Source organism: Aeromicrobium sp. Leaf350 (assembly GCF_916858655.1).
Taxonomy (GTDB): Bacteria; Actinomycetota; Actinomycetes; order Propionibacteriales; family Nocardioidaceae; genus Aeromicrobium.
The window spans coordinates 1683051-1694428 of the sequence record NZ_CAKASL010000001.1 but is presented as its reverse complement, the minus strand read 5'-3'; the positions used below and the strand labels follow the sequence as shown (position 1 = coordinate 1694428).

The following is an 11378-nucleotide window of genomic DNA, read 5'->3' as shown; positions in this document are numbered from 1 at the left end:
AGGGCTTTCACCCGGTTGCAACACAGACGTCACCGGCCGCACGCCGACACCAGCACGGCCCTGCTGTCGTCACACCGGGTCGCGCAGCGCCTCGAGCACGAGGTCGTTGGCCGACGGGTCGCCGATCGTGACCCGGACGCCCTCGCCCGCGAACGGCCTGACCGAGACGGGCTCGCAGCGGGCCGCGACGGCGAGGGCCTGGGCCCCGACGGGCAGCCAGACGAAGTTCGCCTCCGAGACCGGCACCTCCCACCCGGCCGCGAGCAGCGCCGTGGCGACCCGGTCGCGCTCCGCCACGACGGTCTCGACCCGGCGACGCATCGCGTCGGTCTCGCCGAGCGACGCGATCGCGGCGACCTGCGCCACGTCCGTGACGCCGAACGGCACCGCCACGCGCACGGCCTCGATGACGTCGGGCGAGCCGATGCCGTAGCCCACGCGCAGGCCCGCCAGGCCGTGAGCCTTCGAGAACGTGCGCAGCACGAGGACGTTCGGGTGCGTCTGCAGCGCGGCCAGGCCCGAGGCCGCGAGCGGGTCGCGCACGAACTCCACGTACGCCTCGTCGACCACGACGAGCACGTGCGACGGGACACGCGCCAGGAGGTGCTCGAGCTCGGTGGCCGTGACCACCGGTCCCGTCGGGTTGTTGGGGGTGCAGACCAGCACGACCTTGGTGCGCTCGGTGACGGCCGCCGCCATCGCGTCGATGTCGTGCGTGGCGTCCGGGCGGAGCGGCACGGTCACGGCGGTCGCACCGCTCACGGCGACCGCGAGCGGGTACGCCTCGAACGAGCGCCACGGCAGGACGACCTCGTCACCGGGTCCCGCGAACGCGGCGATCGCCCGGTAGAGCACGTCGACCGAGCCGGTGCCGGCGGCCAGCTGGTCGGGCTCCACCTCGAAGGTCTCGGCCAGCGCCTCGTACAACGCGGTGCAGCCGGCGTCGGGGTACCGGTTCATCCGGCCGAGCAGCTGGGTGGCCGCCGCCAGCACGCCGGGCAGCGGCGCGAAGGGCAGCTCGTTGCTCGACAGCTTGAGCTCGTCGCTCACGGCGGGCCGACCCGGACGGTACGGCGGGACGGCGGCGATCGCGGGCCTGGGCACGGGAGTCGTCATGACCTCGAGACTAGGCCGGGGTGGTCAGTTCGGGTCTCCCGGAGGGGCCATCGCGGGTCTACCGTGCGGGCATGACCCCTCTCACGTCCGACCCCACCACCGCCCAGCGTCTCGGCGCCGAGGCGCTCGGGACCTTCTGGCTGGTGCTCGGCGGCTGTGGCACCGCGATCTTCGCTGGCGAGGAGGTCGGCTACCTCGGTGTCGCGCTCGCCTTCGGCCTCACGGTCGTCACCGGCGCCTACGCCTTCGGCCCGGTCTCGGGTGGGCACTTCAACCCGGCCGTCACGGTCGGGCTCGCCCTGGCACGCCGCTTCGCGTGGAAGGACGTGCCCGGCTACGCCGCGGTCCAGGTCGCCGGCGCGAGCATCGCTGGAGGGGTCCTCTACGTCATCGCGCGGGGCACCGACGGGTTCTCGGCCAAGGGCGCCTTCGCCACCAACGGCTTTGGCGACCGATCGCCCGAGGGTTACGACCTCACGTCGGTGCTGGTCGCCGAGACCCTCCTGACCGCGGTGTTCCTGTTCATCATCCTGGGCGCCTCGGCGAAGCGGGCCGCCGTGGGCTTCAGCGGGTTGACGATCGGGCTCGGCCTGACGCTGATCCACCTCGTGAGCATCCCGATCAGCAACACGTCGGTGAACCCGGCGCGCTCGCTCGGGGTCGCGTGGTTCGCCGGCGGCGACGTGCTGGCGCAGCAGTGGGCGTTCGTCGTCGCGCCCCTCGTCGGGGCGGCGATCGCCGGAGCCGTGCACCACGTGATCCTCGGCCGCGACTGACCGTCACCATGGAGGCGTGAGCACGCCCTCCCCCGCGCCGACCCGCCCCTGGATCGGCTACGCCTTCGTCCTGACGGCGGCCGTCCTGTTCGCCGTCAACGCCGGGATGTCGCGGGTCCCGCTGCGCTCCGGCACCGACATCGAGACCTTCACCGCGGTGCGCGTGACGGGGGCGCTGCTGGTGCTGGTGCTGATCGCGCTGCTGACCGAGCGCACCGCCTTCCGGCTGCCGCGGGGGCGCCAGGTCCCGCTCGTGATCGGGCTCGGACTGGTCGGCGTCGCCGGCCTGCAGGGGTTCTACAACGTCGCGATCGACCGGCTGCCGCTCAGCATCGCGCTGCTCGTGGAGTACCTCGGACCGGTCTGGGTCGTGCTGTGGGTGCGGTTCGTGCGTCGCGAGCCGGTGCAGCCCCGCATGTGGCCGGCGCTCGGCCTGGCGCTCGTCGGGCTCGCGCTCGTCGGGCGGATCTGGTCCGGCGTCGCGTTCGACGGGATCGGGCTCCTCGCGGCGCTCGCGGCGGGTCTGTGCTTCGCGGCGTACTTCCTGCTCGGCGAGCACGACACGGGCAGCATGACGCCCCTGGCCGTGATCCTGTGGGCGTTCCTCGTCGCGACGGTCGTGCTCAACGTGGTGCAGCCGTTCTGGACCGCGGACCAGCTCGGCAGCACGGCCTCGATGCTGGGGCGGCTCGACCATCTGAGCGTGCCCGCCTGGGTCGCGATGACGTCGGTCGTGGTGCTCGGCACGACGGCGCCGTTCTTCCTCCTGCTCCTGGCCCTGCGCCACCTGCCGGCCATGACCGTCAGCGTCGTCGCGATGCTCGAGCCGGCCGGGGCCGTCGTCGTCGGCTGGTTGTGGTTCGCCGAGAGCCTCGCGCCCGTGCAGGTCCTGGGCGTGCTGCTCGTGCTGGGCGGGATCGTGCTGGCCCAGACCTCCCGACGGGTCGCGGTGGAGACCCTCCCCCCGACCCCGGTGTAGCGCGGAGCGGCCGGATCGGGCCTCTGCCAGACTCGCCCCATGGAACGTTTCCTCAGCACCTGGGTCGCCAGCTCGGTCGCGCTCGCCTTCGCGGCCTGGCTGCTCGGCAGCCACATGGACATCGGCGAGCCCAACGAGACGATGACGAACCGGGTCCTCGCGGTGGTCCTGGTCGGCCTGTTCTTCACCGTCATCAGCATGTTCGTCGCGCCGGTCGTGAAGCTGTTGTCGCTGCCGTTCATCATCCTGACGCTGGGCCTCGCCCTGCTCGTGATCAACGCGCTCATGCTGCTGCTGGTCGAGGCGATCAGCGACGGCTTCGGCGTGCACTTCATCCTCGACGGCTTCTGGTGGGCCGTGCTCGCCTCGATCGTCATCTCGATCGCGCAGGCCGTCGTCCGGGCGTTCCTGCCCGAGGGTGACTGACCCCGTGGCCGCAGCCGCCGCCCCGTACCGCGTCACGCTCGTCTGCCTCGGCAACATCTGTCGCTCCCCCATGGCCCACGTGGTGCTGGAGGACCGCCTCGAGGCGGCCGGCCTCGGCGACCGGTTCACGGTGACCTCGTCGGGCACCGGCGGGTGGCACACGGGCGACCCGATGGACCCCCGCGCCGCGGCCACGCTGACCGAGGCCGGCTACGACGCCAGCCGGCACCGGGCCCGGAAGTTCTCGATCGACTCCTACGCCGAGAACGACCTGATCCTGGTCATGGACCACAGCAACGAGGCCGACGTGCTCGAGCTGGCGCCGACCGTCGAGGAGCAGCAGAAGGTGCGGATGTACCGCTCGTTCGACCCCGAGGCCGGGCCCGACGACCTCGAGGTCCCGGACCCCTGGTTCGGCGACGAGGGCGGCTTCACCCGTGTGCTCGCGATGGTGGAGCGCACGAGCGATGCGCTCACGGAACACCTTCGGCCCAGCGCCCCGTAAAGTCCTCGACATGGCACGGATGACGGGCACCGCGGCACGCGGTGAGCAGCTGCTCGGCGTCGCCGTGGTGTCGACGACCCCGGTCGCGGGTGGCGACATCTGCACCTCGACCCGGCTCCGACTGTCCGACGGCCGCTCCGCGGTCATCAAGACCCGCCCCCAGGCCCCGGCCGGCTTCTTCGCCGCCGAGGCGCGCGGCCTCCGGTGGCTGCGCGACGCCGGCGGTGCCGCGGTGCCGGACCTGCTGGCGGTCGACGACGACTGCCTCGTGCTGTCCTGGATCGAGCCCGGCCGGCCCACGACCGAGGCCGCCGAGTCGCTGGGTCGCGCCCTCGCCGCCACCCACGCGGCCGGCGCCGACGAGTTCGGTGCGGCGCAGGACGGCTACATCGGTCTCGCGCCGCTGCCCAACCGTCCGCTGCCCTCGTGGCCCGAGTTCTACGCCTCGCGACGCGTGATGCCCTACGTGCGGGCGGCGGTGCAGCGCGGAGCGCTCACCCCCGACGAGGCCGACGTCATCGAGACCGTCGTCAAGCGCATCCACACCCTCGCCGGCGACCCCGAGCCGGTGGCGCGCGTGCACGGCGACCTCTGGTCGGGCAACGTCGTGTGGGGCCAGGACGACACCGCGTGGATCATCGATCCCGCGGCGCACGGCGGTCACCGCGAGACCGACCTGGCGATGCTCTCGCTGTTCGGCATCACGCACCTGCAGCGCATCCTCGACGCCTACGACGAGGCCGCCCCTCTCGCCGAGGGCTGGGAGGACCGCGTCGCGCTGCACCAGCTGCACCCGCTGCTGGTGCACGCGGTGCTGTTCGGCGGCGGCTACGGCGCCCGCGCGGCCGACGCCGCCCGCTCGCTCCTCTGACCCTCCGCTCCCTGAGGTGCGAGGGACGAGCCTCGAAGGGAGCTCCTCAGCGTTCCGGACTCCCAAAACTCAGGCCTCCTTCAGCAGCACCCGGCAGACTGGGGGGATGCGCATACTCGTGGTCGACGACGATCGCGCCGTTCGTGACTCGATCCGGCGGTCCCTGGAGTTCAACGGCTACACCGTCGAGGTGGCGACCGACGGCGTCGACGCCCTCGCCCGCACGCCGCAGGTGCAGCCCGACGCGATCGTCATGGACGTCATGATGCCGAGGCTCGACGGCCTGGAGACGACCCGCGCGCTGCGCAGCGCCGGCAACGACGTGCCGATCATCGTGCTCACCGCCCGCGACGCCGTGACCGACCGCGTCGACGGCCTCGACGCGGGCGCCGACGACTACCTGACCAAGCCGTTCGCGCTCGAGGAGCTGCTCGCGCGCCTGCGCGCGCTGCTGCGCCGCGCCAGCATCACCCCCGGCCTCGAGGACGAGGAGCCGCTGACGTTCGCGGACCTGTCGCTCGACCCGGTGACCCGCGAGGTGCGCCGCGGCGACCGCGAGATCTCGCTGACCCGCACCGAGTTCACGCTGCTGGAGCTGTTCCTGCAGCGGCCCAAGCGGGTGCTCGAGCGGTCGTTCATCCTGCAGGAGGTCTGGGGCTTCGACTTCCCCACGACCGCCAACTCCCTCGAGGTCTACGTCGGCTACGTCCGCCGCAAGCTCGAGGCCGAGGGCGAGACCCGCCTGCTCCACACCGTGCGTGGCGTCGGGTACGTCCTGCGCGAGACGCCGCCGTGAGCCAGGCGACGACCGAGCGCGAACACCCCCGCCGTGGCGTGGTCGAGACGGTGCACCAGCGGATGCACCAGTGGACGCTGCGCGTCTCGCTGGCGGCCCGCGTCGCGACCCTGACCACCGCCGCGGTCGCGCTGACCCTGAGCAGCGTCAGCGCCGGCGTCTACGTCGTCGTCCGCGCCGAGCTCGTCGACAACCTCGACGCCTCGATCCGGGCCCGCGCGGAGCAGGCCGTCGCTGCCGGGTACACGCCCGGAGCGCTCAACGAGCAGGACGCCGACCTCCTGGACGTCGCCGGCATGGAGATCTACCGGGTCGAGGGCGACCGCGTGCTCGCGACCCTGACCGGGAGCACGAAGGTCCAGCTCACCGAGACCGAGGTCGCGGTCTCGCTCGGGCAGCAGACCAGCTCGGCCCGCACCGCGATGGTCGACGGCGACGCGTACCGCGTCGTGGCGGTGCAGGCGGGCCCCGCCGCCGCCCTCGTGATGGTGCAGCGCATGGACTCCGTGCAGCACACGCTCGACCGGCTGGGGCTCGTCCTGGTCATCACGACGCTCGCCGGCATGGCGGTCGCCGGTGCCGCGGGCTGGGCCGTGGCCTCCAACGGCCTGCGGCCCGTCCGCCGGCTGACCCGTGCGGCCGAGCACGTCGCCCGCACGCAGGAGCTGCAGCCGATCGAGGTCGTCGGCCGCGACGAGCTGGCCCGCCTCACGACGTCCTTCAACCAGATGCTGGTCGCCCTGGACGCGTCGCAGAGCCAGCAGCGTCGCCTCGTCGCCGACGCCGGCCACGAGCTGCGCACCCCGCTGACGAGCCTGCGCACCAACATCGAGCTCCTGACCCAGGCCAACGCCGCCGGACGCCCGCTGACCGACGACCAGTCGACCGAGGTCATGGTCGACATCAGCGCCCAGGTCGAGGAGCTCACCTCCCTGATCGGCGACCTCGTCGAGCTCGCCCGTGACGAGCCCCTGCACCACGACCCCGAGCCGCTCGACCTGTCCGAGGTCGTGCAGCACGCGATCAACCGGGTGCAGCTGCGCGCGCCGGCGGTCACGTTCGAGGCCACGCTGGAGCCCTGGTGGGTCGTCGGCGAGCCGCGGGCGCTGGAGCGCGCGGTGACCAACCTGCTCGACAACGCCGCCAAGTGGAGCCCCAGCGAGGGCACGGTCCAGGTGTCGCTCCTCGACGGCGTCGTGACGGTCCGCGACCACGGCCCGGGCATCGCCGAGGCCGACCTCCCGCACGTGTTCGAGCGCTTCTACCGCTCGCGCGAGGCACGCACGCTCCCCGGCTCCGGCCTGGGCCTGTCGATCGTTCGCCGTGCCGCCGAACGCCATGGCGGTACCGTCGAGGTCGAGTCCGAGCCCGGCGAGGGAGCGACCTTCCGCATGACCGTTCCCGGGTCCAACCCTTCGCCGCCTCACACGTCCGTCTCAGAGCCGTCTCAGTGACCACGGAGATCCTGTCCCCATGAACGAACCGCACGATCCCTTCGCCGAGCGCGTTCCTGCGCCGCCCGTGGACGTCCCCGAGGACTCCAGCCGCGACACGACGCCCGAGAAGGATCCTGACGCGCCTGCTCCCGGCGGCACCGCCGCCGACGAGACGGCCACCGAGCACCTCGCGACCCAGGCCCCGCCGCCGCCCGTCGCGCCGCAGATGGCGGAGTCGTCCGCCGGCCGCGCGTCAGAGCCGTTGAGCAGCGACCCGGTCGACCCGGCCAGTGCCGGCGCCCCTGCCTCGACCTCGGTCCTGCCGGTCGGCGCGGTCGTCCCGCCGCCCACCGAGTCCGGGCCCCCTCCGACAGGCTCGTCGGACAGCCCGCCGTTCGTGCCCCCGGCCGTTCCTCCCACCGACGGCGACGCCACGGGCTCCGGCTCGGGTGGCTCCGGTCGGGGCAAGCGGATCGCGAAGGTCGTCGGCATCGGTGCGCTCGTCGCGGTCATCGCCGCCGGAGCCGGCTACGGCGGCGCAGCCCTGCAGGGTGACGACGACGGCGGCTCGGTGCCCGACGGCACGTCCGCGCTCGACGTCCCCGCCTCCGACGAGAAGGCCCCGACGGGCGACGTCGAGACCGTGGCCCGCGAGGTCATGCCCTCGGTCGTGCAGATCAACGTCCGCAGCGGCGACGAGGGCGGCTCGGGCTCCGGCGTGATCCTGAGCGCCGACGGCGAGATCCTCACGAACAACCACGTCGTCGAGACGGCCGCCGAGGAGGGCACCATCACGGTCGCCTTCAGCGACGGCACCAACGCCGAGGCCACGATCCTCGGCCGCGACCCGGTCACCGACCTCGCGGTCATCAAGGCCGAGGGCGTCAGCGGGCTCAAGCCCGCCACGCTCGGCAGCTCGGCCGACCTGCGCGTCGGGCAGGACGTCATCGCGATCGGCTCGCCGTTCGGCCTCGAGAGCACCGTCACCACCGGCATCGTCAGCGCGCTGAACCGTCCCGTCGAGTCGAGCGACGCCTCCGGCGAGAACGCGACGGTGTTCCCCGCGGTGCAGACCGACGCGGCGATCAACCCCGGCAACTCCGGCGGTCCGCTGATCGACATGGCGGGCAACGTCATCGGCATCAACTCCGCGATCCGCACCAACTCCAGCGCGTCCGGCTCGATCGGCCTGGGCTTCGCGATCCCGATCGACCTGGCCCGCAACGTCGCGCAGCAGCTCGTCGAGGGCAAGACCGTCGAGCACGCCAAGATCGGCGTCACGGTCACGCCGGCCACCGAGGAGGACGAGCTCACCGGCATCGGCGCCGAGATCCGCGAGGTCGAGTCCGGCGGCGCTGGCGACAAGGCCGGGCTCAAGGCGGGCGACATCATCACCGCCCTCAACGGCATCCCGGTCGCCAGCTCGAGCGCGCTCGTCGCGTCGGTGCGCGGCCACCAGCCGGGCGACACCGTCGAGATCACGTTCCTGCGCGACGGGAAGACCCAGACCGCCGACGTCACGCTCGACTCCGACGGCGGCCAGCTCTCCGAGGAGTAGCCCGCCCGGCAGGAAGTCGACGGCACCCGGCCGGATCGCCCCTGTCGGGGTGTCGGTGGCGGTGGCTAGCGTTCGAGCGTGGCCACCTCCCCCGCTCCCGCCGCCACCGGCCGCGACCTCTCGCTCGGCGCACTCGCGATCACGGTCGTGCTGTGGGCGTCGGCCTTCGTCGGCATCCGCGCGATCACCGACACCTTCGACCCGGGTCCGATGGCGCTCGGTCGCCTCCTCGTCGGAGCCGTGGCGCTCACGGTGCTCGTGCGACCGTGGCGGTTCTCCTTGCCCCGGGGGCGCACGCTCGGCCTCGTCGTGGTCTACGGCGTCGTGTGGTTCGGCGCCTACAACGTCGTGCTCAACGCCGGCGAGACCTACCTCGACGCCGGCACGGCCGCCCTCGTCGTCAACGTCGGTCCGATCCTCATCGCGCTGTTCGCGGGCTGGCTGCTGAAGGAGGGCTTCCCGAAGCCGCTGCTGGCCGGCATGGCCGTGGCCTTCGCGGGCGTCGCGCTGATCGCGGTCAGCACCCGCAGCGGCGACGGCGTCGAGACGGCCAGCGCCGCCGGCGTGCTCCTGTGCCTCGCAGCCGCGGTGCTCTACGCGATCGGTGCTCTGACGCAGAAGCCCACCCTGGCCACCGTCTCGCCGGGCATGTCGGTGTGGATGGCGTGCAGCATCGGCGCGGTCGTGTGCCTGCCGTACGGCCCGGACCTCGTCTCCGAGCTGGGCGACGCCGGCACGACCGACGTGCTGTGGCTGGTCTACCTCGGCGTCTTCCCCACCGCCATCGGCTTCACCACGTGGGCCTACGCGATGAAGCGCCTCTCGGCCGGACAGGTCGCCTCGACGACCTACCTCGTGCCGGTCGTCGCCACGGGCATCTCGTGGGTGCTGCTCGGCGAGGTGCCGGCGGCCCTGGCCTTCGCCGGCGGTGCGCTCTGCCTGGTCGGCGTCGGCATCACGCGCTGGCGACCCCGGCGCACCGTGCCCACCCCCGCCTAGCGCCCGACGAGGTCCAGCACGAGGTCGCGCAGGATGCCGAAGCCGTTCTGCGTCAGCACCGACTCGGCGTGGAACTGCACCCCGCGGTAGTGAGGCCCCGCGATCAGGTGGATGTCGCCCGTGGGCTCGTCGCGCTCGACCGTGACCCCTGCCGGCAGGCCCGCCTCCGGCACGCGCGCCACGAACGTGTTGTAGAAGCCGACCGTCTCCGTGCGACCCAGCACCTCCAACCGGCTCTGCGTGCCCTGGAAGACGATGTCCTTGAACGTCAGGTCCAGGCCGATGCGGTGCGCGAGCGCCTGGTGGCCGAGGCACACCGCGAGGAACGGCCGCTCTTCGCGCAACAGCTCGTCGACGACGCCGTGGATCACGGCGATCTTCGGGTCGGCGGTGTCGCGCGGGTCGCCCGGGCCGGGTCCGACCACGACGAGGTCGTAGCCGTCCAGGTCGCCGGGCGAGTACCGGTCGTGGCGGACGACGTCGGTGGTCATGCCGAGCACGCCGAACACGTGTCCCAGCATGTTGACGAAGTCGTCCTCGCCGTCCAGGACCACGACGCGCTTGCCCTGCAACGTCGCCTCGGGCGCGGCGCCCGACTGGTCCGTCAGCCAGAACTGGCTCAGCCGCTGGTTGCGGGCGCCGAGCGCGATGAGCACGTCGTCCTCCCGGGTGAAGGCGTCGTAGCCCTCGGTCGCCGCCGGGGCCGCGTCGACCAGGCCGAACGCGCTGAGGATGCCGCCGGCCTTGGCCCAGGTCTCGGCGGTCTCGTAGTCGGGGTCGGAGTCGCGCACCAGCGTGGCGCCGGCCGTCACCTTGAGGCGGCCCTCGAGGCTCACGTCGGCCGTGCGGATCAGGATCGGGGCGTCGGCGCGCTGACCGCCGTCGGCGTCGCGGCCGATCAGCGCCGCCACCGAGGCGTAGTAGCCGCGGCCCTCGGGCTCGTAGCGCTCGATCAGGCGACAGGCGTTCTCGACCGGGCTCCCCGTGACCGTGGCGGCGAACATCGAGTCGCGCAGCACGTCGCGGACGTCGCGATCGGTGCGGCCCGAGAGCAGGTACTCGGTGTGCACGAGGTGCGTCATCGGCTTGAGGTACGGGCCGAGCACCAGGCCGCCCTCGTGGCAGATGTCGCACATCTGCTTGAGCTCCTCGTCCACCACCATGAAGAGCTCGTAGATCTCCTTCTCGTCGCGCAGGAACTCCAGCAGCGCGGTCTTGCGGGCCGCGTGCGACTCGAGCCCCCGCAGGCGGAAGGTGCCGCTGATGGGGTTCATCCGCACCTCCCCGTGCTCGACGCTGACGTGCCGCTCCGGGCTCGCGCCCACGAGGTAGCGGTCGCCCGTGAAGATGCAGAAGGTCCAGAAGGCGCCGCGCTCGCGCTCGAGCAGGCGACGCAGCACCGTGAGCGCCTCGGCGTGGCCCCACGACGCCAGCTGGGCGCGGTAGTGGCGTCCGATCACGAGGTTCGCACCCTCGCCCTGGCCGATCTCGTCGTCGATGATCTGCCGCACGACCTGCGCGTAGTCGTCGTCGCTGGTCTCGAAGCCGCCGCGGTCGGAGAACTCGATGGGCGCGTCCGGCAGGAGCTGCAGCAGCTGTTCGAGGCCGATCTCGGACTGCAGGTCCGCGCGGATGACGCTCAGCGGCGTGCCGTCCTGATGCGCCGCGTAGCCGCGCTCGCGCACCTGGGCGAAGGGCACCAGCACTAGGTGGTCCCAGACTCCGTCGGCCGGGGCCCCGGGCCCTGGGCGGGGCGTGGTGGAGACGACGGGGATGTCGGCGAGCGACTCCACGTCCAGACGCGGGCCGCCGATCAGCGTGACGGTGTCGGACTCGCGCGAGCGGATCAGGGCGAAGGCCGGCTGCGCCAGGAGGTCGTCGAGCTGGGTCATGGTGCTTCCTCAGGGGAGTGAGTC

At 72.6% G+C, this 11378-nt stretch carries 11 protein-coding genes; 9 read left to right on the top strand and 2 right to left on the bottom strand.

Annotation, left to right across the window (positions count from 1 at the left end; translation table 11 throughout):
• Nucleotides 1-69: 69 nt before the first annotated feature.
• Nucleotides 70-1116, bottom strand: a complete 1047-nt coding sequence (gene hisC / locus LO931_RS08520) for a histidinol-phosphate transaminase (protein WP_229052978.1) — start codon at nucleotides 1114-1116, stop codon at nucleotides 70-72.
• A 71-nt stretch (nucleotides 1117-1187) separates the two neighbouring features.
• On the opposite strand from hisC, the gene aqpZ reads away from it, so the two are divergent.
• The 9 genes from aqpZ to LO931_RS08475 all read left to right on the top strand — a co-directional run bounded on the left by aqpZ (nucleotide 1188) and on the right by LO931_RS08475 (nucleotide 9462).
• Nucleotides 1188-1892 carry an aquaporin Z gene (gene aqpZ / locus LO931_RS08515; RefSeq protein ID WP_229052977.1) on the top strand — a complete coding sequence of 235 codons (705 nt, stop codon included), beginning with the start codon at nucleotides 1188-1190 and terminating at the stop codon, nucleotides 1890-1892.
• Nucleotides 1893-1908: 16 nt separating this feature from the next.
• Nucleotides 1909-2871 (top strand): EamA family transporter, encoded by a 963-nt coding sequence (locus LO931_RS08510; protein WP_229052976.1) that lies wholly within the window; start codon nucleotides 1909-1911, stop codon nucleotides 2869-2871.
• Between the two features lie 39 nt (nucleotides 2872-2910).
• Nucleotides 2911-3297: a phage holin family protein gene (locus tag LO931_RS08505; protein WP_229052975.1), complete on the top strand. Its 387-nt coding sequence runs from the start codon at nucleotides 2911-2913 to the stop codon at nucleotides 3295-3297.
• A gap of 4 nt (nucleotides 3298-3301) precedes the next feature.
• The gene (locus LO931_RS08500) at nucleotides 3302-3802 is read left to right on the top strand and encodes a low molecular weight protein-tyrosine-phosphatase (protein ID WP_229052974.1); all 501 of its coding nucleotides are present in this window, start codon (nucleotides 3302-3304) and stop codon (nucleotides 3800-3802) included.
• A gap of 10 nt (nucleotides 3803-3812) precedes the next feature.
• Nucleotides 3813-4673, top strand: a complete 861-nt coding sequence (locus tag LO931_RS08495) for a fructosamine kinase family protein (protein WP_229052973.1) — start codon at nucleotides 3813-3815, stop codon at nucleotides 4671-4673.
• Nucleotides 4674-4779: 106 nt separating this feature from the next.
• A complete protein-coding gene (locus LO931_RS08490) occupies nucleotides 4780-5469 on the top strand; it encodes a response regulator transcription factor (RefSeq protein WP_229052972.1) in 690 nt (229 codons plus the stop codon).
• The gene (locus LO931_RS08485) at nucleotides 5466-6923 is read left to right on the top strand and encodes a cell wall metabolism sensor histidine kinase WalK (RefSeq protein ID WP_229052971.1); all 1458 of its coding nucleotides are present in this window, start codon (nucleotides 5466-5468) and stop codon (nucleotides 6921-6923) included. Before LO931_RS08490 ends, LO931_RS08485 begins: the two co-directional genes overlap by 4 nt.
• Nucleotides 6924-6942: 19 nt before the next feature.
• Complete coding sequence (locus LO931_RS08480) at nucleotides 6943-8463, top strand: S1C family serine protease (RefSeq protein ID WP_229052970.1); 1521 nt, start codon at nucleotides 6943-6945, stop codon at nucleotides 8461-8463.
• 78 nt (nucleotides 8464-8541) lie between these two features.
• On the top strand, nucleotides 8542-9462 hold the full coding sequence (locus tag LO931_RS08475) for a DMT family transporter (RefSeq protein WP_229052969.1): 921 nt from the start codon (nucleotides 8542-8544) through the stop codon (nucleotides 9460-9462).
• On the opposite strand, the gene LO931_RS08470 is transcribed toward LO931_RS08475, so the two are convergent.
• Nucleotides 9459-11354: an anthranilate synthase family protein gene (locus LO931_RS08470; protein WP_229052968.1), complete on the bottom strand. Its 1896-nt coding sequence runs from the start codon at nucleotides 11352-11354 to the stop codon at nucleotides 9459-9461. The genes LO931_RS08475 and LO931_RS08470 overlap by 4 nt on opposite strands.
• Between the last annotated feature and the right edge of the window lie 24 nt (nucleotides 11355-11378).

Coding starts and splice junctions, on each gene's coding strand:
- hisC (WP_229052978.1), bottom strand. CDS start 1,116: ATGACGACTCCCGTGCCCAGGCCCGCGATCGCCGCCGTCCCGCCGTAC.
- aqpZ (WP_229052977.1), top strand. CDS start 1,188: ATGACCCCTCTCACGTCCGACCCCACCACCGCCCAGCGTCTCGGCGCC.
- LO931_RS08505 (WP_229052975.1), top strand. CDS start 2,911: ATGGAACGTTTCCTCAGCACCTGGGTCGCCAGCTCGGTCGCGCTCGCC.
- LO931_RS08495 (WP_229052973.1), top strand. CDS start 3,813: ATGGCACGGATGACGGGCACCGCGGCACGCGGTGAGCAGCTGCTCGGC.
- LO931_RS08490 (WP_229052972.1), top strand. CDS start 4,780: ATGCGCATACTCGTGGTCGACGACGATCGCGCCGTTCGTGACTCGATC.
- LO931_RS08480 (WP_229052970.1), top strand. CDS start 6,943: ATGAACGAACCGCACGATCCCTTCGCCGAGCGCGTTCCTGCGCCGCCC.
- LO931_RS08470 (WP_229052968.1), bottom strand. CDS start 11,354: ATGACCCAGCTCGACGACCTCCTGGCGCAGCCGGCCTTCGCCCTGATC.